This is a genomic window from Xanthomonas sp. CPBF 426 (genome assembly GCF_903989465.1).
Classification (GTDB): domain Bacteria; phylum Pseudomonadota; class Gammaproteobacteria; order Xanthomonadales; family Xanthomonadaceae; genus Xanthomonas; species Xanthomonas euroxanthea.
This window is the reverse complement of sequence record NZ_LR861805.1, coordinates 4,839,855-4,865,877: the sequence shown is the minus strand read 5'-3', so window position 1 is coordinate 4,865,877 and position 26,023 is coordinate 4,839,855. Positions and strand designations below refer to the sequence as shown.

Genomic DNA, 26,023 nt, shown 5'->3' with positions numbered 1-26,023 from the left:
CCCGAAGCGGACTTTGTCACGGTCTCCGGATCGACATCGCCACAGCACGCCCGGCCCCCATAAACACCGTACTCGCTAGCGCATCGGCGCCGCTCGTCGTGGCCGGATGCCACACAGTCGGACCGCCAGATACTGCAGTGCCCTGCACGGCGGCGCCCACCGCCGTGGAGTTGCCATTCGCGTTGCCATTGGCGTGGCGGCGCGCCCGTGTGCGCGGCGCGCCTGCATAACCCAAGGCAGTCAGGTCATTGCCAGCGGTCATTTCGTTGGCCGCATCCGACCGGACATCGTCGATGTCCGGCGCGCGCTGCGCGGGTAGTGCCATCGCAGCGGGCCACCCGTCGGAGGGCATGGCGGAGTTGCGCCGCTGGCGCATCGTGACTTCAAGAGCAGGCCCTTCGCTCGAACCCCCGGAGAACGCAATGACTTCCTCACTTCGACGTGCGGGCACGTCAGCGGCCGCGTCCTAGATGCCGGCCATCGATTCCCAGCGCGCCGCCTGGCTGGCGACGCAGGTCCTGCCGCACGAGCCGGCGCTGCGGCGCTGGCTGCGCAAGCACGCCCCCGGCAACGTCGATTGCGACGACGTCATCCAGGAGACCTACGCCATCCTGGCCGGGCTGGGCGAGGTGGGTCATATCGCCAATCCGCGCGCCTATCTGTTCACCGCTGCGCAGTCGGTGCTCCTGCAGCAGGTGCGCCGCGCCAGGATCGTGTCGATCGAGAGCGTGGCGGAAATCGAGCGCCTGGACATCACACAGGACGAGCGCTCACCCGAGCGCCACGCCATTGCCGGTCAGGAGCTGCGCCGCATCGGCGAAGCGCTGGCGGCACTGCCGGACAAATGCCGCCAGGTGTTTCTGCTGCGCAAGGTCGACGGCCTGTCGCAGCGCGAGATCGCCGCGCGGCTCGGAATCAGCGAGAACACCGTGGAAAAACACATCGTGAAGGGATTGCGTCTGCTGATGGCACGCATGGGCCGCACGCCCGCATCGGCACCGGCCGCGGGCCACGCCGCGCCGGCCACGCGCCTGGCCGATCCGCAGCGCGGCAGCTGAGCATGCGCAGCATCGACGACATTGCCGCCGCCTGGGTGGGACGCGAGGACCGCGATCCGCTCACGCCGGCCGAGCGCGTGCAGCGCGACCGCTGGTTGGCCGAAGACGTGCGCCATCGCGGCGCCTATGCACGGGCGCACGCGGTGCATCTGCATTTCGATCGTGCGCGCGCGCTGGGGCAGGACTTTGCCGCGGAAGCGACGTGTTCGCGGCGCACGCATCGACGCGGCAGGTGGCTGGCCGCACTTGCCGCCTGCGTGGTCGCTGCGGCTACCGGCATGCTGGCATTGCAGCCCGCCGTCCCCGACACCGGCGCGCCCGGCAGCGGCCATCACCTCACCCGCATCGGCGAGGTGTTGCGCCTGCCGTTGGCAGACGGCTCGGCGGTGACGCTGAATTCCGGCTCGGAAGTGGTGGTGGAGTTCAGCGCCGACCGTCGCCAGATCCAGTTGCTGCGTGGCGAGGCCTTGTTCGATGTGACCAAGGACCGTCATCGCCCGTTCGTGGTGATGGCGGCCGGCGCGGAAGTGCGCGCGGTCGGCACCAGTTTCAGCGTGCGTCGGCGGCAGGACGATGCGGTCAAGGTCGTCGTGCGCGAAGGCACCGTCGACGTGGAGGCCGACCGGCGCGCACCGCAGCGGGTGGCCGCCAACATGCTGGCCATGGTCAGCCCGACGCAGGCGGTGCAGGTGCAGCCGCTGCCAGCACGGCGCGTGCAGCAGTTGCTGGTCTGGCGCGAGGGCATGATCGCCTTCGACGGCGACACCTTGGCGCAAGCCGCGGCCGAATTCGCCCGCTACAACGACATGCGCATCCTGATCGACGACCCCGCGGTGGCGCGGCGCACCGTGGTCGGCCTGTATTCGGCCAACGATCCGGAAGGCTTCGCACGCTCCGTTGCGCTGAGCATGGGCCTGCAGATCGAACACACCCGTGGCGGCATCCACTTGCGCGGCGCGCTCGCGCAGTGAGGTGCACCGCTGTACGTCACCACCCGCGATGTCGATGGCGGAAAAGCGGCGGCCACGCATCCAACAGACAGGGGGCCACACAGCAACGGTGACGACGACCGGACAGCGGCGCACGCGCGCCAGCGGAGAGCAGTGATGCAGGCAGCAAGCAGGCGTTTGAGCAAGGCCATCGGCACGGCCGTGGCGATGATGGCAGCGGGAGTTTCCTTGGCAGCCTCGCCGCAGGGGCGCACGTTCTCGCTCCCCGAGAGCAATGCGGTGGTGGCGTTGCCGGAATTTGCGCGGCAGGCCGGCGTGCAGATCGTGGCACCCGGCGAATACCTGCAGCAGGTACGCACGCCGGCGGTGCAGGGCACGCTGGAATCGCGCGTGGCATTGCGGCAGTTGCTGGCCGGCACCGGATTGAGCGTGGTTCAAGACGATGGCGAACGCATCACGCTGGCCTCGGCGCAGCCGATGACGGCCGCGTTGCACGGATATCCCGCTGTGGGCTACGCACAGGTGGACGCATCCGCACCGACGCCACCAGCCGCTGCGCCGCCAGCCGATGCCGCAGTCGGCAACCTGGATGCGGTGGTGGTCACCGGCGCACGCGGCGTGCAGCGCACCGTCACCGAAAGCCCCACCCCGATCGATGTGATCGGCGCGGCGGAACTGGAAAAGACCGGTCGCCCAGGCCTGCTGTCGGCACTCAACGATCTGGTGCCCTCGTTCAATGCACCGGCCAAATCCGGCAACGGCACCTCGTATGTGATCGCCACCGGCGGGCTGCGCGGGCTCAATCCGGATCACACCCTGGTGCTGGTCAACGGCAAGCGCCGCCACCGCACCGCCAGCATCAACATCGCCGGCATCGTTGGGCGCGGTTCGGTGCCGGTGGACATGAGCCTGATCCCGGTCTCGGCGGTGGACCACATCGAGGTGCTGCGCGACGGCGCCGCCGCGCAGTACGGCTCGGACGCAATCGCCGGCGTCATCAACATCCTGCTCAAGTCCGATGCCGAGGGCGGCAAGGCCGACCTGCTGTGGGGCCAGAACATCGACCGCGCCGATGGCGACAGCAGCAGTGCCAGCATCGGCAAGGGTCTGGCGCTGGGCAGCGACGGCTTCGTCTATCTGGCCGCCGACGCCAGGTACCAGCAGACCTCCAATCGCGCAGTGCCGGTGGCCGACGACTACCGGCTGTACTACCCGGTCAACGGCCAGCCGGACCCGCGCGAGGCCACCGCCAACCGCCTGATCACGCGCAACTTCGGCCAGCCCTGGCAGAAGGGCGCCAACCTGTCCTACAACGCCGAACTGGGCCTGGGCGGCGAGCTGCGTGGGTATTCCTACGCCACCTACAGCCGCCGCCTGAGCGACCTGGAATGGTCGTTCCGCAATCCCAACGCCAACAACACCCTGCAGGAGATCTATCCGGACGGGTACAGCCCGCGCCTGCGCATCGACGAGACCGATTACGAGTTCACCGCCGGCATCAAGGGCCTGTGGGGCCAATGGGATTGGGACCTGGCCACCAGCTACGGCAGCAACGCCTCCGAACGCGACGGCCTGCACACGCTCAACGCCAGCCTGGGGCCGACCAGCCCCACAGCGTTCTATCTCGGCCAGCTGACCTCCACCGACTGGACCACCAGCCTGGACATCACCCGCGGCCTGCAACTGGCCGAGCGCCCGCTGCAGGTGTCGTTGGGTGTGCAGCATCGCTACGAAAAATACGAGATCCAGGCCGGCGAGCAGGCGGCCTATGCGGCCGGCAACTACGTGTTCCCGGCCGGGCATCCGCGCGCCGGGCAGGCGCCGCCGCCCGGCGCGCAGGGCGCGATCACCTTCCAGCCCGACGAAGCCGGCAGCCTGGATCGCAACAGCGGCGCGGCCTATGTCGACCTGACCTGGGACGTGGCCGACAGCGTGTCGCTGGGCCTGGCCGGCCGCTACGAGCGCTTCGACGATTCGGCCGGCGACACCGCGGTGGGCAAGTTCACCGCGCGCTGGGCCATTACCCCGACCTTCGCGCTGCGTGGCGCGGCCAGCACCGGCTTCCGTGCGCCGGCCCTGGCGCAGGCCCTGTACGCGGCCACCAACAGCAGCTGGCGCACGCTGGACAACGGCGACCGCGAGCTGTTCCTGGCCAAGACGCTGCCGGTGGATTCCCCCGCCGCGCTGGCACTGGGGGCCGAACCGCTGAAGCCGGAAGAATCCACCAACACCAGCATCGGCTTCACCTATAACCCCACGCGCGCGCTCAGCCTCACCGTGGATGCCTACCGCATCGATCTGGACGACCGCATCGGCATGACCGGCTACATCACCGGTGCGGCGATCACCGACCTGCTCACCCGCGCCGGCGTGTCCGGCGTCGACAGCGCGCAGTACTTCACCAACGCCATCGATACCCGCACCGACGGCGTGGACGTGGTGGCGACCTGGCGCATGGAGGCCGGCGACTGGGGCCGGGTCAACTGGAACCTGGGCTACAACTACAACAAAACCGAGATCACCCGCATCGCCGACAACCCGGCCGCGCTGGACTCGCTGGGCGCCGGCTACGAATTGTTCGACCGCGCCTCGCGCGGCTATCTGTCGCGCACCCCGCGCAGCAAGCTGCTGCTGGGTGGCAACTGGGTGATCGGCGACTTCGCGCTCAACCTGCGCGTCAATCGCTTCGGCAGTTTCGACGTGCTGGAGAACAACCCGGCCAACGACGAGCACGTGCCGGCCAAATGGATCACCGATCTGGAAGCGTCCTACGCACTGTCCGGGCGCATCACCTGGACGCTCGGCGCCAACAACCTGTTCAACCAGTACCCGAACAACATCGGCGCGGTCGCCAGTACCGGCAGCGGTTTCTATGTGACCAGCGTGCCGTACGGCTTCACCGGCGGGTCCTACTACACCAAGTTGACCTACACCTTTTGAGGAGTGATCCAGTGCCGCGACTTTCTTCGATGCGGGCGCATGCGCGCAGCGCTTCCATCTGCGCAGGGCTGTTGATCGCAGTGCTCTGCGCTCCGACGGCGGCGCTTGCCGGCGCCGGCAAGGACACCGGCGAGATCCTGTGGGACCGCTACGGCGTGCCGCATGTCTATGCCAGGACCGAAGCGGGCACCTTCTACGGCTTCGGTTGGGCGCAGACCCACAGCCATGGCAATCTGCTGCTGCATCTGTATGGCGAAGCGCGCGGCCGCGCGGCCGAATACTGGGGCGAGAAGTACGCCGAGCAGGATCGCTGGCTGGTCAGCAACGATGTCTACCCACGCGCGCAGCAGTGGTACCGGCAGCAGGCCCCGGGCTTTCGTGCCGACCTGGACGCATTCGCCCAAGGCATCAACGCCTACGCGGCCGCACACCCGGAGGCCCTGGACGCCAACGTCAAGGTGGTGCTGCCGATCACCGGCGTGGACGTGGTGGCGCACGCGCACCGGCTGATGAATTACGCCTACATCGCCTCGCCGGCCAAGGTGCTGGGCGAGCCTCCCAAGGACGGCCAGGCCCGCGATGGGTCCAACGCCTGGGCGCTGATGCCGAGCAAGACCCGCGACGGCCACGCCATGCTGCTGGCCAACCCGCACCTGCCCTGGGGCAGCGGCTTTTTCACCTACTACGAAGCGCATCTCAACGGGCCGGGTGTGGATCTGTACGGCGCCACCCAGGTCGGCCTGCCGATCCTGCGTTTCGGCTTCAACAAGCAGCTGGGTTTCACCAATACGGTGAACACGCTGCTGGGCCAGACCACCTACAAACTCACGCTGTCGGGTGAGGGGTATCTGCTGGACGGCAAGGTGCTGCCGTTCAAGCGTGAGACCAGAACGCTGAAGATCCGTCAGGCCGATGGCACGCTGAAAACCCAGACGCTGGAAGTGCGGCAGTCGGTGCACGGCCCGGTGTTCGAACGCTACGACGGCAGCACCGTGGCGCTGCGCGTGGCTGGCCTGGATCGCCCCGACATGCTCAAGCAGTACTGGGACATGGGCAAGGCGCAGGACTTTGCGCAGTTCCAGCGTGCGCTCAAGCAGCTGCAGGTGCCGATGTTCAACATCGTCTATGCCGACAACGCCGGCAATGTGCTGTTCCTGGACAACGGCATCCTGCCCAGGCATGCGCAAGGCGATTTGAAGTACTGGAGCGGATTGGTGCCAGGCGATACCGCGTCCACGCTATGGAGCGATGTGCACAGCTACGACGAGCTGCCCAAGGTGATCAACCCGGCCGGCGGTTTCGTGCAGAACACCAACGATCCGCCGTGGTTGGCGAGCTGGCCGCGCGTGCTGGAACCGAGCGCCTTCCCCGCATATGTCGCACCGGTCGGGCCGATGTCATTGCGTGCGCAGAACTCGGTGAAGATGCTGGCCGAACACGACAAGATCGACTTCGATCAGCTGGTTGCGCTCAAGCGCACCGCGCAGGCGTTGGCGGCCGATCGCACGTTGCCGCAGCTGTACGCCGCAGCCGCAGACAGCACCGACCCGGACATTCTCGCCGCGGTCAAGGTGCTCAAGGCCTGGGACCGCCACTTCGAAGCCGACAGCCGCGGGGCGTTGTTGTTCGAGGAATGGGCGCGCTTGTTCACCGGCGATGCGCGCTACCTCTCGCAGGCCGGTTATGCCACGCCGTGGTCGCTGGACACCCCGCTGACCACACCCAGCGGCCTGAAGGACCCGGCGCTGGCGCTGCGCCAACTCAAGCAGGCCGTCGCCAGCACCAAGAAGACCTACGGCGCCATCGACCGGCCGTACGGCGAGGTGTCGCGCTTCCACCTGGGCGCTGTCGATGTGCCCGGCCGCGGCGGTTTCGGCAATCTCGGCGCGTTCGACGTGATCACCTGGAACCCGCCCAATGCCGATGGCCAACGCCTGCCGCAGCACGGCGAAACCTGGGTCTCGCTGGTGGAGTTTTCCACGCCGCTCAAGGCCAAGGGCCTGATGAGCTACGGCAATGCCAGCCAGCCTGGTTCGGCGCACATCAGCGACCAGCTTCCACTGCTGTCCAAGGGCGAGTTCCGCACCTTGTGGACCACCCGCGAGCAGGTCGAACAGCACCTGGAATCGCGCACCGACTTCTGATGCCCAGCTTCCGACGATCGCCCGACGCCAAGCAGCTCCCCGACAGCACCGCCCACTATCCCAGCCTCCAAGGACACCGCCCATGCGCACCTTTCTGACCGCCGCCCTGTTCGCCGTCTCGGCGTTGACTGCCACGTTCGCCGCATCGGCGGCCGATCCGCACGACGGCGCCTGGACCCTGGTGGAATCCAAATCCAACTGGAGTGACGGCAAATTTCCCAAGGGCATGCGGCTGACCATCAATGTGCAGTTCTCCGACAACCGCATCGAATACCACTCCATCAACACCACCCGCCCGGACACGCCGTACAAGGTCGATTACGTCACCACGCTGGATGGCAAACCCAGCCCGCTCAACGAGCAGGCGCGCTTCAACCGGATCGCGGTGAGCAAGACCGGCGCCGATACCTACCAGATCCTCAAGATGAAGGACGACGACGTGATCGTCGGCGAGTTCTGGACGTTCTCTGCAGATGGCAAGACGCTGATCCGCAATGGGGTGGGCAAGTCGCCGGAAGGCAAATCCAAGGCCTATCACGAGTTCTTCGAACGCAAGTGAGCGCCGGGGCGTGGTCGGCGACGACGCCCCGGACCACGCAGGCGAACCTCCTGATCGTGCAGCGGCTGAGGCCAGCGCGGCTATGATCGATACACCCCCAACTTCTGCGAGCTGCCATGACCCTGCATCGCCTGTGCACCGCCACCGTGCTGAGTCTGGCCGTGGCCGCACCCAGCCACGCGCTGGAGTTTTCCAAGGCCGAACTGGCGCGCGCCACCGCGCTGCAACAGCGGCTGGTCACGCTGGATTCGCATCTGGACACGCCGGCCAATCTGGAGCGCCCCGACTTCGACGTCCTGCAGGCGCATGCCGGTAACCGGCTGTCGCAGGTGGACTACCCGCGCATGGTCGAAGGCGCGCTGGATGGCGGCTTCTGGGCGGTCTACACCGGGCAGGGCAATCGCAGTGCGGCCGCGCACCTGGACGATCGCGATGCCGGCCTGCAGCGGTTGTTGAAGATCCACACACTGCTGGCCGCGCAACCGCAGCGCTTCGCCTTCGCCACCGCGCCGGCCGATGCCGCCCGCATCAAGGCCGTCGGCAAGCGCGTGGTGTACATCAGCATGGAAAATGCCAGCCCGTTGGTGGCCGACCCCACGCTGCTGCGGTTCTATTACGCGCAAGGCCTGCGCCTGATGAGCACCGTGCATTTTCTCAACAACGAATTCGCCGACTCGGCCACCGATCCCAAGGGGCCGGAATGGAAGGGCCTGAGTCCGGCCGGCAAGCAGCTGGTGCAGCAGGCGCAGGCATTGGGCATCGTGATCGATCAATCGCATGCCTCCGATGCGGTGTTCGACCAGTTGATCGCGCTGTCGCCGGTGCCGATCGTGCTCTCGCACAGCGGCGCGCGTGCGGTGTTCGACCATCCGCGCAATATCGACGACGCGCGGCTGAAGGTGCTGGCCGCACACGGCGGGGTGATTCAGGTGAATTCCTATGGCGGCTACCTGGTCGACAGCGGCGCCAGCCCCGAGCGCAAGGCCGCCGAGAAGGCGCTGACCGAACAATACGGCGGCTGGGAGCACATCAAGATCGCCGATGGCACTGCCCTGAGCGCCGCGCTCAAGGACCTGGATGCGCGCTACCCGATCAAGCGCGCCACCGAGGAGGATTTCTTCGCCCATCTGGAGCATGTGCTCAAGGTGGTCGGGCCCGAACACGTGGGCATTGGCATGGACTGGGACGGCGGCGGTGGCGTGGTCGGCCTGGAAGACGTCTCCGACCTGCCGCGCATCACCGCCTGGCTGCTGCGCAAGGGCTACACCGAGCCGCAGATCGCCGGCATCTGGGGCGGCAACCTGCTGCGGGTGATGGGGCAGGCGCAGGCGTATGCGGCGGGGAATGGGGAATCGGGAGTGGGGAATCGTTAGAGCAATTGGTGCCGGGATTGGGGAGTCGGGAGTCGGATTCGCAAAGCCGAGGCGGCCTGTCGTGCGTGCGCTCCGAGTCCGACATGTGCCTCGCGTGCCTCCTGGGGAAGTTGGGCGTTTGCACAAAAACTAGCGCCGATCTGCCATGGACTGGCAGCAGGCTGACGATGCTTCCGGGAAAAAGCACCAACTAGAATGCGCCGACCCCCGTGTGGCGTCGGTGCCAACGCACTGCGCACCGGTGGGCTTACCCACTGCTGGAGCGTGCGATGACCCAAGCCTCCCGGCCTCTGCCGCCCTCCGACGGCCTGGGCCCGACCTACCGCAGGATCCTGTGGCGGCTGATCCCGTTCCTGTTCGTCTGCTACCTGTTCAACTACCTGGACCGGGTCAATGTCGGCTTCGCCAAGCTGCAGATGCTGGACGACCTGGGCATGAGCGAGACCGTGTATGGATTGGGCGCGGGCATCTTCTTCATCGGCTACCTGGCCTGCGGGGTGCCGAGCAACCTGATCCTGCAGCGCATCGGGGCGCGCCGCTGGGTGGCGATCATGATGGTCAGCTGGGGCCTGTTGTCGACCTGCCTGATGTTCGTGCGCACGCCGGCCGGCTTCTACACCCTGCGCCTGCTCACCGGCGCGGCCGAGGCCGGCTTCTTCCCCGGCATCGTGCTGTACCTGACGCGCTGGTTCCCGCGCGCCCAGCATGGCCGGGTCATGACCGTCTTCATGTCGGCCATTCCGATCTCCGGGGTGCTGGGCGGGCCGTTGTCGGGCTGGATCCTCAGCCATTTCTCGGCCGGGCAGGGCGGGCTGGCCGGCTGGCAATGGATGTTCCTGCTGCAGGGCCTGCCCACGGTGCTGCTGGGTATCGGGGTGTGGTTCCTGCTCAGCGATGGCGTGCAGCAGGCGCGCTGGCTGGACCCGCAGGAGAAGCAGGCACTGACCCGCGCGCTGGCCGCCGACGAAGCAGGCAAGCCGGCCGGCGCCTCCACCTCACTGGGCGCGGTGCTGCGCAACCCGGCGGTATGGCTGCTGGGCACGGTGTACTTCTGCATCCAGAGCGGGGTGTATGCGATCAACTTCTGGCTGCCGTCGATCATCCAGGGCAGCGGTGTCACCGACCCGACCCGGATCGGCCTGATGAGCGCCATCCCGTACCTGGCCGCGGCGGTGTTCATGGTGCTGATGGGCCGCTCGGCCGACCGCCGCGGCGAGCGCCGCTGGCACCTGGTGATCCCGTTGCTGATGGGCGCGGCGGGGCTGTGCATCGCCGCCAGCGTCACCGACAACCTGGCGCTGGCCCTGTTCGGCATGACCCTGGCCACGATGGGCGCAGTCAGCGGCTTGCCGCTGTTCTGGCCGCTGACCAACGGCTTTCTCACCGCCGCTGCGGCGGCCGGCGGGTTGGCGCTGATCAACTCCACCGGCCAGGTTGCCGGCTTCGTCAGCCCGTACCTGGTGGGCTGGATCAAGGACGCCACCCACAGCACCGAGCTGGCGCTGTACGTGCTGGCCGGGGCCATGCTGCTGGGCGCGGCGCTGGTGCTGCGGGTGCCGGCACGCGCGGTGAACCAGTGATGCGTCCGTCCCAGCGAGTGTGCCCATGAAGATCGTCATCGCGCCCGATTCCTACAAGGAAAGCCTGTCCGCGCTGGAGGTGGCCACCCAGATCGAGGCCGGCTTCCGCGAGGTGTTCCCCGACTGGCAGTACCGCAAGGTGCCGGTCGCCGATGGCGGCGAAGGCACGGTCGACGCCCTGGTGGCGGCCACCGGCGGGCGGGTGATCGCCTGCACGGTCAGCGGCCCGCTCGGCACCCCGGTGCAGGCGTTCTTCGGCCTGACCGGCGACGGCCGCACCGCAGTGATCGAAATGGCCGCCGCCAGCGGCCTGGCGCTGGTGCCGCCGGCCGAGCGCGCGCCGCTGCGCACCAGCACCGCGGGCGTGGGCGAGTTGATCCTGGCCGCGCTGGATGCCGGCGCGCGGCGCTTCATCATCGGCATCGGCGGCAGTGCCACCAACGACGGCGGCGCCGGCCTGGCGCAGGCCCTGGGCGTGCGGTTGCTGGATGCGCGCGGCGAGGCGATCGGCCCCGGCGGCGGCGCGCTGGCGGCGCTGGCCCGCATCGAGACCGACGGCCTGGACGTTCGCCTGCAGGACTGCCACTTCGAAGTGGCCTGCGATGTGGACAACCCACTGATCGGCCCGACCGGTGCTTCGGCGGTGTTCGGCCCGCAGAAGGGCGCCACGCCCAGCATGGTGCGCCAGCTCGATACCAACCTGCAGCATTACGCCAACCTCCTGCAGCGCGACCTCGGTGTGCGCCTGCACGACCTGCCCGGCGGCGGTGCGGCCGGCGGCCTGGGCGCGGCGCTGGTGGCGTACCTGGGCGCGCAGTTGCGGCCCGGCGTGGACATCGTGGCGCAGGCGCTGGGGCTGGATGCGCTGGTCGCCCAGGCCGATCTGGTCATCACCGGCGAAGGCCGTCTGGACAGCCAGAGCCTGCACGGCAAGACGCCGGTGGGCGTGGCGCGGGTGGCACAGCGGCACGGCAAGCCGGTGATCGCCATCGCCGGTTGCCTGGGCAACGGCGCCGCGCGGCTTCATGGGCACGGCATCGCTGCGATGTTTGCGGTGGTGCACCGCGCCTGCACGGTGGAGCAGGCGCTGGCCGAAGCCGCCAGCAACGTGCGCATCGCCGCACGCAATGTGGCGGCGACATTGCAGGTGGGGCAGACGATGGCGTGTACGTCGGGAGGCGCTGACCTGCAGTGATGGCCGCACGCAGCTGCCTCGCACGGATCCTGCTGCTGCAGAGCGGCGTGCGTTGCATGGCTGCCGCATGAGGGCATGGCCCACGCAGCGCGGCGCGTCGGCGGAAAGGACAGGGTAACCACGTCGTTGCCTGCAGCTTCGGACGCGCACTGCCGTGCAGGCGGGTGAGCGCAGCGTGCCGGTGGCGTGCCCGGTTCACGGCCCGGACGCCGCGCAACCGCAGCATGGCCGCGACGCGCGCTCATCGGCGCGCCTTGGCCTCATGCTTGGCGACGTGCATGCCGACCATGGCACCGCAGCCTCCCTCACCCCGTCAACAGACCCCAGCCCATGCTCACGCTCGACCGCACCCTGGCGCAGTCCATCGTCGACCGCGCGATGACCATCATCGACGGCAACGTCAATGTGATGGACCACACCGGCGTCATCATCGCCAGCGGCGAGCCGGCACGCCTCGGCCAGCTGCACGAAGGCGCGCTGCTGGTGCTGTCCAGGCAGGGCCGGGTGGAGATCGATGCGGCGCTGGCCCGGCAGCTGGATGCGGTGCGCCCGGGCGTCAACCTGCCGCTGATCGCCGATGGCCGCATCGTCGGCTGCGTCGGGCTGACCGGCGAGCCGCAGCGGATCGGGCAACAGGCCGAACTGGTGCGCATGGCGGCCGAAGCGATGCTGGAACAGGCCGGCCTGCTGCGCCTGCTGGCCCGCGATGCGCGCCTGCGCGAGGAAGTCACGCTCGGCCTGATCCGCGCCGACGGACCGACCCCGGCACTGGCCGGCTGGGCCGAACGGCTCGGCATCGCGCTGGACCTGCCGCGCGTGGCGGCCGTGATCGAAGTGGAAAGCGGCACCCTCGACCTGGACGCCATGCTGGTGGAACTGCAGCGCCTGCACACGCTGCTGGCCACGCCCGAACGCGGCAACCTGATCGCCGCCACCGCGCTCAACGAACTGGTGGTGCTCAAGCCCGCGCTGGACCGCCGCGGCCACTGGGACGTGGGCGAACAACGCCGTCGCGCGCATACCTTGCTCGAGCGCATGCGTGCCAGCAGCCCGCTGCGCATCCGCCTCGCGCTGGGGCAGTACTTCCCGCAGCCCAACGGGCTGGCGCTGTCGCACCAGATCGCGCGCACCACCATGCGCATCGGCAAGGCGCGCGCGCCGCAGGCCGACGCGTTCTTCTACGACGACCATCGCCTGCCGGTGCTGGTGGACGACCTGCGTCAGGCCTGGCAGGCCGACGAATTGCGCAAGCCGCTGCAGGCACTGCTGGCACAGGACCGGCGCGGCGACCTGTTGAAGACCTTGTCGGTCTGGTTCGGCGCCGGCATGCGCATGGCGCCCACCGCCAAGGCACTGGCCATCCACCGCAATACGCTGGATTACCGCATGCAGCGCATCGCAGGACTCTGCGGCATGGACCTGGGCAACACCGACGACTGCGTGCGCCTGTACCTGGCCCTGCAGATGGACGACACCAGCGCCTCCAGCGGCGCCGACCCCGCTGCCTAGGACGCCGCCTAGGGCGCCGACACGCCGGTGCCGCCGGGCAGGCCGCAGCGCCGGCGCACACCCCATCCTGTGTCGCGGCGCACGAAACCAGCGTCAGGCAGGTATGCCCGGTCCGCTAGACTGAGCGGATTGTCAGGGGAACAAGCGAGCATTCCGTTGAGCCACTGCGACACCGTCGCGTCATCCACTTCCCGCGAAACCGATCGGCTGTCGCGTCTGGCGCTGTTGCAGATCGTCGATACCGATGCCGAGCCGTTCTTCGATGCGTTGGCCGCCGCCGCGCAGGCGATTGCCGGCACGCCGATCGCGCTGGTGTCGTTGGTGGACGAGCATCGTCAATGGTGGAAGGCCAATATCGGCCTGCCCGGCGCCAGCGAAACCCCACGCGAGCTCGCGTTCTGCACCCACGCCATCGAGGACGATGCGGTGATGGAAGTACGCAATGCGCCGGCCGATCCGCGCTTTTGCGACAACACGCTGGTCACCGATGCGCCGGGGATCCGTTATTACGCCGGCGCGCCGATCGTGTTGTCCGACGGTCTGCGCATGGGCACGGTGTGCGTGATCGACCAGCGCCCGCGCGCGCTGGAGCCGGCGCAACTGGCCGCCTTGCAGCAGCTGGCCAGGGTCGCCGCCGAAGGGCTGGAGCAGCGCCGGCTGATGCTGGAGCGCGAAGCTGCCAACGCACAGCTGCAGCAACGCCTGCGCGAGAGCGAAGCGTTTCTGGAACGCACCGGCCGGGTCGCCGGTGTTGGCGGCTGGGAGGTGGATGTGGCCAGCGGCGTGCTGACCTGGTCGGACCAGACCTGCCGGCTGCACGATCTGCCGCCCGGCTACCGGCCGACCCTGGCCGAGGGGATCGGCTTCTATCCGCTGGATGCGCGCGCGGTGATCACCGAGGCGGTGGACAGCTGCGTGCGCGACGGCACGCCCTGGGACCTGGAACTGCCGCTGGTCAGCGCCACCGGCCGGCGGCTGTGGGTGCACAGCACCGGTTCGATGGAGCATGTGGATGGGCGCATCCGCCTGATCGGCGCGATCCAGGACGTCACCGACCGCCATCGCGCGGTGGATGCGCTGGCTGCCAGCGAGCGCAAGTTCCGCAACATGTTCCAGTACAGCCTGGGCCTGATCTGCACCCACGAGATGGATGGCCGGCTGATCAGCATCAATCCGGCCGCGGCGCGCTCGCTGGGCCGCAGCGTGGACGACATGGAAGGGCGCTCGTTGCTGGAATTCATCCGCCCCGAGCTGTACGCCGCCTTCCAGGGCTATCTGTCGCGGATGGTGCTCGACGGCCAGGACGCCGGCGTGATCGAGCTGGTCGCCAGCGATGGCAGCCTGCGCCACTGGCAGTACCGCAACGTGCTGGACGTGGAGGCCGACGCCACCGTCGTGCTGGCGCACGCTCAGGACATCACCAACCAGTACCAGCAGGAGAAGCAGCTGCTGGAATGGTCGTTCACCGACCCGCTCACCAACTGCTACAACCGCCGCTTCCTGGACGAACTGGACAAGCGTGACCCCAGCGTGCGCTGGGGCTGCATCGTGGTGGATCTGGACAAGTTCAAGCTGGTCAACGACACCCATGGTCACCAGCGCGGCGACGAGGTGCTGGTGCAGATGGCCTGGTTCCTCAACCAGCCGCTGCGCACCCAGGACCGTCTGGTCCGCCTGGGCGGCGACGAGTTCCTGGTGCTGCTGCATCAACCCACCCAGTCGCAGCTGGCGGCATTGGCGCGCGACTACGTGGCCGCCACCGACGACGCCCCGATCCAGTTCACCCTGGGCACCGCCCTGCGCCACGACGGCGAGGCGCTGGCGGCAGTGGTCGATCGCGCCGACCGTTCGCTGTACGCGCTGCGCCGGGCGCGCCGCGGCACCGGTGTCAGCGACCAGCGCGAGTAACGCGCGCTGCGGCCTGCAAGCGGCCACGGCTGAAGCTGATCGGCGGCTGACCCTCCGCGTCCGACCGGTGCCGAAGAACGTGCCGATGAATACGCGATCGCCTATCATGTAATCGTTTTCAACTACATGGTTTGGAATGGATACCTTCGATCGCACCCAGCTCAGTCCCAAGTGGCAGTTCCGTTTCGATTTCTTCGACCGTCACGGTGGCCCCAAAGACCCCAGTTACAAGAACGCACTGAAGACCCTGAGCTTTGGCGAGAAGGTCAAGGTCGGCATGAACTTCTATGCCTTCTTCTTCGGCGTCATCTATTTCTTCATCATCGGCCTGTGGCGCAAGGCGTTGAGCCTGATCGGCATCAGCGTCGTGGTGAGCATCGTGGCCTCGTTCCTGCCGGCCGCGTTTCAGAACGTGCTGTGGCTGCCGCTGTCGTTGTTGACCGGCATGATCGCCAACTACGCCTACTACCTGGACAAGGTGAAGGGCAGCACCAGCTGGAACCCGTTCGAGGGCATGCGCTGGATCTGAAGCAACTGCGTCACCGGCGCGTCGGCCCCTCCCGCCGCCACGCCAGCGTCGCCAGGCCCGGTCACTGACCGGGCTTTTTTTATGGGCCATCAAGCCCCGTGGACCAAGTCCCTCCCCCGGGGCGATAAGGCACAGCTTGCGCGCCACTGGCGCGCGTGCCTGGGAGCGCCCGCGCTGCTAGCGCGGGCCGGGGCGCGGAGCGGGGGTTGGGGTGAGGGTTCGGCCCCCGACGCGCAACACGCCCAAGAGCGGCACCTTCAACCAACCGCACGCAGCGCAGACGGATCAATCCCGAGCCAACTCATCCGTCAGTGCCTCTGACACGCCTCAGAATGGCAGTACCTGACAGCGCGCAACAGATCGCCTCAAAAGTCTAAAACACCCGCAAAACTGCCAGCACCCGCACACTTTGCTGCGCCGCGGTGTGCAGCAAGCGGTCGAGAATGCTTAATCTTTGCCGACACATGGCCCATGACCGCATCGAATTTAGATCGATCCAAACAAGCCAGGTCGGGCGCCAAATCGCGCTGCCGGTCGCCGTTTGAACGCGGTCGTTGTGCGTCGATCGCTGCGTGGTGCAGCGATCGGCATGGATCCCCACCTGCGGCTTCGGTCGCCCTCTCCTCCGAGGTGTCTTGCATGCTCTCCGCAGTCTGGTCCGATCGTTCCGTTTCGCAGGGCGCTCCGGCGCCGTTCTGGCGCCGCGCCGCCGCCGGCCTATGCCTGCTCGGCATGGCGGTGTCCGCGCCGCTGGCCGCGCAGGACCCGGCGCAGGTCAACACCTTCATCGGCAGCAAGGACGACGGCAATACCTTCCCCGGTGCCTCGGCCCCGTTCGGCCTGGTCCAGGTCAGCCCGATCGGTGCGCACTACGCCGGCTGGCGCTATGACGACCCCAGCATCCGCGGCTTCGGCCATTCGTTCCTGTCCGGGGCCGGCTGCTGGGAGCAGGGCGGCCAGGTCTCGGTGCTGCCGGTCACCGGCCGCATCGGCCCGGGCGGCGACTTCGACACCGCCGACGCCAAGGCCTTCGACCAGAAGCGCTATGCCGCGCGCTACACCCATGACGGCGAAGTCGGCCAGGCCGGCTACTACAAGGTGCGGCTGACCGACTACGGCGGCATCGACGCCGAAGCCACCGCGCTCACCCGCGCCGCCGCCGAGCGCTACAGCTTCGCGCCCGGCGCCGACACCGGCCATGTACTGGTCAACCTCGGCCAGGCCAACGACCGCCACGTGGTGATCGGCAGCCAGCTGCAGGTGGTCGGCGACCGCGTGGTCGAAGGCAAACTGACCACGCAGAGCTTCTGCGGCGGCCACGAATACACCACCTGGTTCCGGCTGGAATTCGACCGCCCGTTTACCGCGCACGGTGTCTGGGGCGAAGACGGCGGCGTGCCCGGCGCGCGCCACGGCATGGGCGGCGAACTCAAGCCCAACGGTGCCTGGCTCAGCTTCCCGCTGGGCAAGAACAAGACCGCGCGCGCAGTGACCGTGGTCAGCGCCATCTCGCATGTGGACGCCGACGGCGCGCGCAACAACCTGCGCGCCGACGGCATGCAGGGCGGCAAGCTGCTGGGCCTGGAGCAGATGCGCCAGCGCGCGCAACAGGCCTGGCGCACGGAACTGGCCGGCATGCAGCTGGCCGGCGCCAGCGCCGACGATCGCACGGTGGCCTACACCGCGCTGTATCACGCGCTGCTGCAGCCGCTGACCGGCAGCGATGCCGATGGCCGCTATCGCGGCTTTGACGATGCGATCCACCGTGCCGAGGGCTGGACCTACTACGAGTACTTCTCGCTGTGGGACACCTATCGCTCGCAGAACCAGCTGCTGGCCTTGCTGCAGCCGGCGCGCGCGCGCGACATCGGTCGCTCGCTGTTGGCCATCCACCAGCAAGGCGGCTGGCTGCCGCGCTGGGGGTACGCCAATTACGACACCAACATCATGACCGGCGACCCGGTGACGCCCTTCATGGTCGACCTGTGGCGCTTCGGCGCGCTGCAGGGCAGTGAAACCGAGGCCTACGCCGCGCTGCGCCAGAACGCCTTCGGCCAGCCGCCCATCAATTCGCGCCACGCCGGGCGCTCGGGCAACGCCAGCTACCTGGCCAACGGCTACGTGCAATATGACCGTGCCTTCCCCTCCAAGGGCATGGACGTGGACCCGCACCACGGCGGTTCGGCCACGCTGGAATACGCGCTGGCCGACTGCGCGCTGGCGCAGATGGCGCAGGCGCTCGGCCACCCCGACGACAGCGCGCTGCTACGCAGACGCGGCGGCAACTGGCACAACGTCTGGGACGCCGGCGTGCGCGATGCCGACACCGGCTTCAGCGGCTTTCCGCGCCCCCGGCTGGAAGACGGCAGCTGGTATGCCCCCTCGGACGATCACTACAGCCCACGCTCGCAGCATGGCTTCCACGAAGGCACCGCCTGGCAATACCAGTGGCTGGTGCAGCAGGACATCCCCGGCATGCTGCAGGCCATGCATGGCAGCGAGCAGGCCGGCAAACGCCTGGATGCGTTCTTCGCCTACGACGACCTGCTCAAGGACCCGCTCAACGCCGCGCGCACGCACTGGGTGGTCGGCCCGTACAGCTACTACAACCAGTACCGCTACAACCCCAACAACGAACCGGACCTGCACGCCCCGTGGATGTACACGTTGATCGGCCAGCCGTGGAAGACCGCCACCGTGGTGCGCGCCGCCCAGCAGCTGTTCACCAACGCGCCCAATGGCGTCACCGGCAACGACGACCTCGGCACGATGTCGGCCTGGTACCTGTTCAGTGCCCTGGGCCTGTATCCGGCGGTGCCGGGCAGCGGGCAGTTCCTGCTGCATGCCCCGCGCTTCAAGCGGGTCACGCTGGCGCTGGGCAACGGCAAGCGCCTGCGTATCGACGCCCCCGGCGCCGACGGCCGCGCGCTGCAATACGTGGACAGCGTGCGTTTCAACGGGCAACCGCAGCGGCAGGTGTTCCTGGACTGGGCCCAGCTGCAGCAGGGCGGCACGCTGTCGTTTGCACTAAGCAAGCAGGCGCCGACCCAGGGCTGGGGCACGCAACCAGAGGCATTGCCTGCCTCGTTCTGCGCCACGCCTGCGGCGGCACCGTGATTCAAGCGCCGGTACCGCGAGCGCGGGCCGGCGCGCAGCCTGAAAGCTTGAAAGCCCTTCTCCCGGCGGGAGAAGGGCACAGCTCGCCTGTGTTGATTCGTTCTTGAAGGCGCGTGGCGACGCGTTCGTCATCGCTGGCACCTGCCGGGTGTCCGAGGCGCCCCTCATCCGTACTGCGAGCCCCTTCTCCCGCTGGGAGAAGGGCACACTCCCGCTGGGAGGAGGAACTACCCCACCTTCGCCAACCGGCTATTGCGCCGGCCATAGGCCACATACACCACCACGCCCAGCGCGTTCCAGGCCAGGAACCACCCCTGCGTCGTGCTTGGCAGACTCCAGAACAGATACAGGCAGCCCAGGATCGCCACCGGCCCCACCACCCATGCCAGCGGCGTCCGGAAGGAGCGCGCACGCGTGGGCTCGCGCACGCGCAGCACCAGCAGGCACGCCGCCACCGCAGTGAACGCCGCCAGGGTCCCGGCATTGGCCAATGCGGCAATTTCATCCAGGCGCGCCACGCCTGCCAACGCCGCCACCAGCACCGCCGTGAACAGGGTGATCGCCACCGGCGTGCCGGTGCGGGCATTGACCTTGGACAGGCCGCGCGGCAACAGGCCATCGCGCGACATGACGAAGAAGATGCGGCTCTGCCCGTACAGGAACGCCAGCAACACCGTCGGCAGCGCGATGATCGCCACCGCACCGATGACCAGCGCCGCCTTGCCGTGGCCGAGTTCGCGCATGATCAGCGCCAACGGCTCCGGGCTCTTGCCGAACACGGTGAAGCTCATCGCGCCCACCGCCGACAACGCCACCAGCACATAGATCAGCGTGCAGCCGATCATCGAGCCGACGATGCCGATCGACAGATCGCGCCCCGGGTTCTTGGTCTCTTCGGCCGCGGTGGAGATCGCATCGAAGCCGTAGAACGCGAAGAAGATGATCGCCGCCGCGGCCATCACCCCGCGCTCCACGCCATCGGCACCTTCGGTCTTGGGGAAGCCATACGGCATGAACGGCTGCAGGTTGGCGCTGTCGAACGCCGGCAACGCAATCGCCACGAACACGCCCAGCGCCACGATCTTCAGCACCACCAGCACCGCGTTGAGCGTGGCGCTTTCCTTGGTGCCGGCCATCAGCATGCCGGCGACCAGGAAGGTGATCACCACCGCCGGCAGGTTGACGATGCCGCCGGCATGCGGCCCGGCCACCAGGGCATGCGGCAGGTTGACCCCCAACCACTGCAGGAAGCCGACGAAATAGCCCGACCAGCCCACCGCCACCGTGCTCACCACCAGCGAGTATTCCAGCACCAGGCTCCAGCCCACCACCCAGGCGATGCTCTCGCCAAGCGCGGTGTAGCTGTAGGTGTAGGCGCTGCCGGCAGCCGGCATCATCGTGGCCATCTCCGCATACGCCAGCGCCGCGCAGGCGCACACGATGCCGGCCGCCACGAACGACAGCAGCACCGCCGGGCCGGCCTTGTCCGCGCCCACGCCGATCAACGTGTAGATGCCGGTGCCGACGATCGCGCCGATGCCCAGCGCGACCAGATGCGGCCAACTCAGGCTGCGGACCAGCTGCCGGCCGGCCTCGTGCACGGTGACCTGATCGATGGATTTGCGCCTGAGCCAAGACGACATGCGGACCTCGCGGGAACAAAAGAAGGCGCGAGTGTCGCCCAACGCGCCGCAGCAAAGCTATCGGTCCAAGGTCATGCGTCGGCGCCAGCATGGCTGCGCACGCGCGCCCACCGCATCAGCCGGGTGCGGGCCGCCCGCCGGTCTCCGGCCAAGCGACCACCACCCGCGATCCCGCTTTTGCGAATCCCCAATCCCCAATCCCCAATTCCCGCTCACTCCACAGACGGGCGATGCGGTGGGCGCACATTGCGATAGACCAACTGCACCGCCCACGCGCCGATCAGGCCAACCGCACCGGCAGCGAAATGGGTCCAATCGAGTACCCGCGGCGCCGCGCCATTGGCGTCGTGGCCCCAGAAGTTGAACCACAGCAGCACCAGTGCGGTGACCCCGATGCCGATCCAGAACCACAGCCGTGTTCCACCAATGGCATAGAACAAAAACGGCAACGCGGCGCCGATCAAAAAATGCACCGGGAAGAAATACGCCGTGCCGTACGGCCGCATCAGGTACCAGACGATCGCGGCAAAGCTGCCCAGAAAAACGAACAGGCCCAGCGCGAACAGACGGGTTTGGTTGGTGGCGGTGGTCATCGGGTGGCCTGGCAGGAACGAAGCCTCACCCTAGCGATGCGCAGGTCACGTTGAGGTCAATGCGATGCGATCCGCATGCAAATCCAGCATCGCCGCACTGTCTTGCTCGCTTTGCGTAGCGGCTGCTCGCCTGGTCTACGGCGCATTGCAGCCATGACGTCGAAAGCCGGCACGCGTCTTCAGGCAGGCGTGATACGCCACCACCGCCGGCAACGCCGGCCGCGCGATCGGGCTGGCAAGCCAGCGCTGCGTGGATAAGCCCAACACGATATCGGCCAGGGTGAAGTCGGCTCCGAGCACGAACGGGCCGCCGCGTTGCAGCTGTGCCGCGAGGATGGCCATGTGCCGGTTCCACTCGCGCACGCTCGCCGCAATCGCCTGTGGATCGGCATGCGCCGCGCTGCCGCGCACGCTGGCCATGAACGCGTAACGCCAGGCGTTGTTGAGTTCGGTGGCCTGCCAATCCATCCATTGCTCGACCAGCGCCCGGGCAGCGGGCGCCGTCGGCAACAGGTCGGCGCGCCCTGCACGCGCGGCCAGATACCGGCAGATCGTGTTCGACTCCCACAGCACCAGATCGCCATCGCGGATCACCGGCACCAGTGCGTTGGGGTTGAGCGCGCGAAAGGCCTCCGTATCCAGCGATGCAAACCCGCTGCCATACGCGTGCAGCGTGTAGTCCAGCGCCAGTTCCTCGCACAGCCACAGCACCTTGCGCACGTTGATCGATGTCGGCTTTCCGTAGATGTCCAGCATATGTGCCCGGGGGTGGAGGTGGTGAGTGCGTGCAGACGACTGCGCCAGTGACTGCTCTGCGTCTTGCGCGTGCGTCGATGCATCATTGCAGCAGCACGGCTGCCGCGTCTGCGTTCAACGGAGCGGATGCTGCAATGGGCATGTGTATGTTCGTGCAGCCATGCAGATCGACGCGTGCAACCTGCTCCGTCGCCGCTTGCCTACACCGTCAGCTTGCCTGCGTAAGCGTCGCGCACGCTCTGGCTGATATACGTGCTCAAGCCGCGCCCTGCCTTGGCCAGGCGCTGCATGGTCGCGACCACGTCGGCGCCGGCACTGGCGGCGGTATACACATAAGACGCCAGCGGGTACAGCGCCGTCATCGCCTGGCAGCGTTGCGCAAACAGCGCGTGCAGCTGCCGCACCGCCGGCGAAAACTGCTTGCGATGCGGGCACACCAGGTGCAGAGGCAGGCGGTCGCCGCACTCCGGGAACAGCACCTGCAAACGCCCGGCCTGCACGTCGGTGCAGACATCCAGCCAGGATTTATAGGCGATGCCTTCGCCTGCCACTGCCCAGCGCCGCACGATATCGGCGTCGTCGCACAGCATCGCGCCACGCACCGGCACGATGTGGCGGCGGCCCTCCAGCTCGAACTGCCAGCGGTCGTAGGCGCGCCCGGCCAGCAGATACAGCAGGCAGGCGTGCTCGCGCAGCGCGTCCAGCGTGGCCGGTTGCCCGTGCCGTTGCAGATAGGACGGCGCGGCGACCAGCACCCGCCGGTTGTGCGGCGCCAGTGGCAGCGCCACATGCTCCGCATCGTCGATACGCCCCAGCCGGAACGCCACATCCACCGGCGCGCGGTACAGGTCCGCCACCTGGTCGGACAGATGCAGGCGCAGGCGCAGGCGCGGATGCGCGGCGCGGAACTCGGTCAGCCACGGCAGCAGCACATTGCGGCCCAGGTCCGACGGGGCGGTTACCTGCAGCACGCCCTGCAGTTCGGTGTCGTGCCCGCGCACCTGCTCGCGCCCATCGCGCAGCAGCTCCAGCACCTGGCGTGCGTAGGGCAGGTACTGCTCTCCCTCGGCGGTCAGCCGCAGGCTGCGCGTGGAGCGCGCAAACAGGCGCAGGTCCAGGGCCCGCTCCAGCCGCGCCACTGCCGCGCTGACCTGGCCGGGCAGCAGGTCGGCCTCGCGCGCGGCATTGGAAAAACTGCCCAGTGCCGCCGTGCGCACGAACAGCGCCAAGTCGTCGAAGCGGACCATCTTCCCTCCAGCTGTGAAAGTGCTTGCGCAGTTTGCCGGTTTTTCTCGCAATGCCGGCGGCCGACCATGCAGTTCCCTCCCCGCAGGACGCCCGCCATGAAAGCCATCGCCTATCCCCAGCACGGTCTGCCCATCGACGACGCGCGCGCGCTGGTCGCGCTCGACCTGCCGCTGCCCGAGCCCGGCCCGCGCGACCTGCGCGTGCGCATCCATGCCATCTCGGTCAATCCGGTCGACACCAAGGTGCGCGCCAACGCCGCGGTCGACGCACCGCGCGTGCTCGGCTGGGATGCCAGCGGCGTGGTCGATGCGGTGGGCAGCGAGGTCAGCCTGTTCCAGCCCGGTGATGCGGTGTACTACGCCGGCACCTTGAACCGCCCGGGTACCAATGCCGAATACCACTTGGTGGACGAACGCCTGGTCGGGCGCAAGCCGGCCACGCTCGATGACGCCTCGGCCGCCGCGTTGCCGCTGACCGCGATCACCGCCTGGGAGCTGCTGTTCGACCGCCTGCGCATCGCCGAAGACGGCGGGCAGGGCCAGACCCTGCTGGTGGTCGGCGCCGCCGGGGGCGTCGGCTCGATCCTGGTGCAGCTGGCGCGCACGTTGACCAAGCTGACCGTGATCGGCACCGCCTCGCGACCGCAGACGCAGGACTGGGTGTATGCGCTCGGTGCCCACCATGTCATCGACCACACCCAGCCGCTGAGCGAGAGCCTGCAGCGCATCGGCATCGCCCAGGTTGAGCATGTCGCCAGCCTGACCCATACCGACCAGCACTTCACCCAGCTGGTCGACGTGCTCGCGCCGCAGGGCCAGCTGGCCCTGATCGACGACCCGGCCACGCTCGATGTGCTGCCGCTCAAGCGCAAGAGCGCGTCGCTGCACTGGGAATTCATGTTCACCCGCTCGCTGTTCGACACCGACGACATGATTGCCCAACACCACCTGCTCAACCGCGTCGCCGCGCTGGTGGACAGCGGCACGCTGCGCAGCACGCTGGGCGAGCACTACGGCCGCATCACCGTCGACAACCTGCGCCGCGCCCACGCCGCACTGGAATCGCATCGCACCCGCGGCAAGCTGGTGCTGGAGGGGTTCTGACCGCGGCGACGTTGCGACTGCGCAGCCCCGGCCCGGCTCGCCACGCCGTCAGCCGCGTCGGAGGCGCTTGATGCGCATTGCTGCAGGCGCACCGTCCCAGGCGCCCGCGCCCTGAGCACCGGCCGCCCAACCGGCGTCGCACTGGCGCAGCCCCTGCGACCGGCCCGGCTACACTGCGCGCATGTCATCCCAATCCCTGATCCTTCTCGGACTGCTTGTCGTAGTCCTCGTGTTGCAGCTGATCGCGCTGCTGCGACGTCCTTCCACCAGCGGCCTGGAGCTGGCGCTGCGTGCCGAGCAACGCGACGGCCGCGGCGAATTGCGCGAGCAGCTCGAAGGCCTGGCGCGGCAGCAGGACGGCCGCCTGGAAACCTTCGCACGCAATCTCACCGAACTGTCCACGCGCACCGACCAGCGCCTGGACCTGTTGCGCGACGCACTCGGCGAAGATGCACGCAAGGCGCGCGAGGAAAGCGCCCTGGCGCAACAACGCACCGGCGAACTGCTCACCCTGCGGCTGACCGAATTGCGCACCCAGCTCGACGGCTTCGGCCAGCAGCAGGAAACCCGCATCCAGGTGTTCGGCCAGCAGCTGACCGAGCTGATCGCGCGCACCGACACCCATATGGCCGCCCTGCGCGAAGCGCTGGCCGACGATGCCCGCAAGGGCCGGCAGGAGGCCGGCGAGTCGCAGCAGCGCTTCACCGAGGCGCTGGGCCAACGCCTGACCGAACTCACCCAACGCAACGAGCTGCGCATCGGCGAAATGCGCGCCACGCTGGAACAACAGCTGGCCAACCTGCAGAACGACAACGCCAGCAAGCTCGAACTGATGCGCGCCACCGTCGATGAAAAACTGCAGACCACGCTCAACACGCGGCTGGATGCCTCCTTCAAGCTCGTCTCCGAACGCCTGGAACAGGTGCAGCGCGGCCTGGGCGAAATGCAGCAGCTGGCTACCGGCGTGGGCGATCTCAAGCGTGTGCTGAGCAACGTCAAGGACCGCGGCGGCTGGGGCGAAGTGCAGCTGGAGAACATCCTCGAACAGACGCTGACGATGGAGCAGTACGCGCGCAGCGTGCGGGTCAGGCCCGACAGCGCCGAGGCGGTGGATTTCGCGATCCGCCTGCCTGGGCGTGGCGACGACACGGTGGTGTGGCTGCCGGTCGACGCCAAGTTCCCGCGCGAGGATTACGAACGCCTGATCGACGCGCAGGAAAAGGGCGACCTCGACGCGATCAAGACGTCGACGGCGCAGCTGGAACGCGCCATCCGCATCCAGGCCAAGTCGATCAGCGACAAGTACGTCTGCCCGCCGCAGACCACCGACTTCGCGGTGATGTTCCTGCCCACCGAAGGCCTGTACGCCGAAGTGATCCGTCGCGCCGGCCTGGTCGACCTGCTGCAGCGCGAACATCGCGTGGTGCTGGCCGGCCCGACCACCTTCACCGCCCTGCTCAACAGCCTGCAGATGGGCTTCCGCACGCTGGCGATCGAAAAGCGCTCCAGCGAGGTCTGGCAGGTGCTGGGCGCGGTGAAGAGCGAGTTCGGCAAGTTCGCCGGCATCCTCGAAAAGGCCGAGCGGCAGATCAGCACGGTCGGCAAGAGCCTGGGCGAAGCCAGCCGCAAGACCCGCACCATCGAACGCCGCCTGCGCGGCGTGGAAACCCTGGCCAGCGAACACTCCCAGGCGCTGCTGGACGATGCCGGCAACGACGACACCGCCAGCAGCAGCGACGACGACAGCAACGACGAGCAGGAATGATCCGCCGCCCAAGGCGACCCAACAAACCACAACGTAGGAGCGCACCCGGGCGC

The 26,023-nt window shown here is 68.1% G+C and carries 17 protein-coding genes and 1 pseudogene; 14 read left to right on the top strand and 4 right to left on the bottom strand.

Annotated features, from left to right (window positions below):
- The first annotated feature begins 470 nt into the window (after window positions 1–470).
- The 12 genes from H7A87_RS20535 (at window position 471) to H7A87_RS20480 (ending at window position 18,862) form a co-directional block, all read left to right on the top strand.
- Window positions 471–1,058, top strand: coding sequence for an RNA polymerase sigma factor (locus H7A87_RS20535; RefSeq protein WP_104585912.1), 588 nt, complete (start codon window positions 471–473; stop codon window positions 1,056–1,058).
- A gap of 2 nt (window positions 1,059–1,060) precedes the next feature.
- The gene (locus H7A87_RS20530) at window positions 1,061–2,029 is read left to right on the top strand and encodes a FecR domain-containing protein (protein ID WP_119129973.1); all 969 of its coding nucleotides are present in this window, start codon (window positions 1,061–1,063) and stop codon (window positions 2,027–2,029) included.
- A 156-nt stretch (window positions 2,030–2,185) separates the two neighbouring features.
- Window positions 2,186–4,948, top strand: coding sequence for a TonB-dependent receptor (locus H7A87_RS20525; protein WP_197942523.1), 2,763 nt, complete (start codon window positions 2,186–2,188; stop codon window positions 4,946–4,948).
- Window positions 4,949–4,959: 11 nt separating this feature from the next.
- A complete protein-coding gene (locus H7A87_RS20520; RefSeq protein ID WP_232087893.1) occupies window positions 4,960–7,092 on the top strand; it encodes an acylase in 2,133 nt (710 codons plus the stop codon).
- A gap of 82 nt (window positions 7,093–7,174) precedes the next feature.
- Window positions 7,175–7,651: a hypothetical protein gene (locus H7A87_RS20515; protein WP_104650376.1), complete on the top strand. Its 477-nt coding sequence runs from the start codon at window positions 7,175–7,177 to the stop codon at window positions 7,649–7,651.
- Window positions 7,652–7,767: 116 nt separating this feature from the next.
- Window positions 7,768–9,024, top strand: a complete 1,257-nt coding sequence (locus H7A87_RS20510) for a dipeptidase (protein WP_119129970.1) — start codon at window positions 7,768–7,770, stop codon at window positions 9,022–9,024.
- A gap of 269 nt (window positions 9,025–9,293) precedes the next feature.
- Window positions 9,294–10,604, top strand: coding sequence for an MFS transporter (locus H7A87_RS20505; protein ID WP_180496825.1), 1,311 nt, complete (start codon window positions 9,294–9,296; stop codon window positions 10,602–10,604).
- Window positions 10,605–10,629: 25 nt separating this feature from the next.
- Window positions 10,630–11,799 (top strand): glycerate kinase, encoded by a 1,170-nt coding sequence (locus H7A87_RS20500; RefSeq protein WP_119129968.1) that lies wholly within the window; start codon window positions 10,630–10,632, stop codon window positions 11,797–11,799.
- Window positions 11,800–12,129: 330 nt separating this feature from the next.
- Window positions 12,130–13,308 carry a sugar diacid recognition domain-containing protein gene (locus H7A87_RS20495; protein ID WP_119129967.1) on the top strand — a complete coding sequence of 393 codons (1,179 nt, stop codon included), beginning with the start codon at window positions 12,130–12,132 and terminating at the stop codon, window positions 13,306–13,308.
- 156 nt (window positions 13,309–13,464) lie between these two features.
- A complete protein-coding gene (locus tag H7A87_RS20490) occupies window positions 13,465–15,216 on the top strand; it encodes a diguanylate cyclase (protein ID WP_119129966.1) in 1,752 nt (583 codons plus the stop codon).
- Between the two features lie 136 nt (window positions 15,217–15,352).
- Window positions 15,353–15,745, top strand: a complete 393-nt coding sequence (locus H7A87_RS20485) for a DUF2628 domain-containing protein (protein ID WP_016902101.1) — start codon at window positions 15,353–15,355, stop codon at window positions 15,743–15,745.
- Window positions 15,746–16,384: 639 nt separating this feature from the next.
- A complete protein-coding gene (locus H7A87_RS20480) occupies window positions 16,385–18,862 on the top strand; it encodes a GH92 family glycosyl hydrolase (RefSeq protein ID WP_119129965.1) in 2,478 nt (825 codons plus the stop codon).
- A 227-nt stretch (window positions 18,863–19,089) separates the two neighbouring features.
- On the opposite strand, the gene H7A87_RS20475 is transcribed toward H7A87_RS20480, so the two are convergent.
- The 4 genes and pseudogenes from H7A87_RS20475 to H7A87_RS20460 form a co-directional block, all read right to left on the bottom strand.
- Entirely contained in the window at window positions 19,090–20,505 is a 1,416-nt protein-coding gene (locus tag H7A87_RS20475) for an amino acid permease (protein ID WP_119129964.1), read from the bottom strand.
- A gap of 212 nt (window positions 20,506–20,717) precedes the next feature.
- The gene (locus H7A87_RS20470) at window positions 20,718–21,098 is read right to left on the bottom strand and encodes a hypothetical protein (protein WP_104585894.1); all 381 of its coding nucleotides are present in this window, start codon (window positions 21,096–21,098) and stop codon (window positions 20,718–20,720) included.
- A 135-nt stretch (window positions 21,099–21,233) separates the two neighbouring features.
- Entirely contained in the window at window positions 21,234–21,854 is a 621-nt protein-coding gene (locus H7A87_RS20465) for a glutathione S-transferase (protein ID WP_119129963.1), read from the bottom strand.
- A 341-nt stretch (window positions 21,855–22,195) separates the two neighbouring features.
- A pseudogene (locus tag H7A87_RS20460) lies at window positions 22,196–23,101 on the bottom strand (LysR family transcriptional regulator); the annotation flags it as partial.
- A 96-nt stretch (window positions 23,102–23,197) separates the two neighbouring features.
- Here H7A87_RS20460 and H7A87_RS20455 point away from each other — a divergent pair.
- Together H7A87_RS20455 and rmuC are read left to right on the top strand one after the other, a co-directional pair.
- Window positions 23,198–24,205 carry a zinc-binding alcohol dehydrogenase family protein gene (locus H7A87_RS20455; protein WP_119129961.1) on the top strand — a complete coding sequence of 336 codons (1,008 nt, stop codon included), beginning with the start codon at window positions 23,198–23,200 and terminating at the stop codon, window positions 24,203–24,205.
- Window positions 24,206–24,386: 181 nt separating this feature from the next.
- On the top strand, window positions 24,387–25,970 hold the full coding sequence (gene rmuC, locus H7A87_RS20450) for a DNA recombination protein RmuC (protein WP_104585880.1): 1,584 nt from the start codon (window positions 24,387–24,389) through the stop codon (window positions 25,968–25,970).
- The last annotated feature ends 53 nt before the right edge of the window (window positions 25,971–26,023 follow it).

Coding starts and splice junctions, on each gene's coding strand:
- H7A87_RS20535 (WP_104585912.1), top strand. CDS start 471: ATGCCGGCCATCGATTCCCAGCGCGCCGCCTGGCTGGCGACGCAGGTC.
- H7A87_RS20530 (WP_119129973.1), top strand. CDS start 1,061: ATGCGCAGCATCGACGACATTGCCGCCGCCTGGGTGGGACGCGAGGAC.
- H7A87_RS20515 (WP_104650376.1), top strand. CDS start 7,175: ATGCGCACCTTTCTGACCGCCGCCCTGTTCGCCGTCTCGGCGTTGACT.
- H7A87_RS20510 (WP_119129970.1), top strand. CDS start 7,768: ATGACCCTGCATCGCCTGTGCACCGCCACCGTGCTGAGTCTGGCCGTG.
- H7A87_RS20505 (WP_180496825.1), top strand. CDS start 9,294: ATGACCCAAGCCTCCCGGCCTCTGCCGCCCTCCGACGGCCTGGGCCCG.
- H7A87_RS20500 (WP_119129968.1), top strand. CDS start 10,630: ATGAAGATCGTCATCGCGCCCGATTCCTACAAGGAAAGCCTGTCCGCG.
- H7A87_RS20495 (WP_119129967.1), top strand. CDS start 12,130: ATGCTCACGCTCGACCGCACCCTGGCGCAGTCCATCGTCGACCGCGCG.
- H7A87_RS20485 (WP_016902101.1), top strand. CDS start 15,353: ATGGATACCTTCGATCGCACCCAGCTCAGTCCCAAGTGGCAGTTCCGT.
- H7A87_RS20480 (WP_119129965.1), top strand. CDS start 16,385: ATGCTCTCCGCAGTCTGGTCCGATCGTTCCGTTTCGCAGGGCGCTCCG.
- H7A87_RS20475 (WP_119129964.1), bottom strand. CDS start 20,505: ATGTCGTCTTGGCTCAGGCGCAAATCCATCGATCAGGTCACCGTGCAC.
- H7A87_RS20470 (WP_104585894.1), bottom strand. CDS start 21,098: ATGACCACCGCCACCAACCAAACCCGTCTGTTCGCGCTGGGCCTGTTC.
- H7A87_RS20465 (WP_119129963.1), bottom strand. CDS start 21,854: ATGCTGGACATCTACGGAAAGCCGACATCGATCAACGTGCGCAAGGTG.
- H7A87_RS20455 (WP_119129961.1), top strand. CDS start 23,198: ATGAAAGCCATCGCCTATCCCCAGCACGGTCTGCCCATCGACGACGCG.
- rmuC (WP_104585880.1), top strand. CDS start 24,387: ATGTCATCCCAATCCCTGATCCTTCTCGGACTGCTTGTCGTAGTCCTC.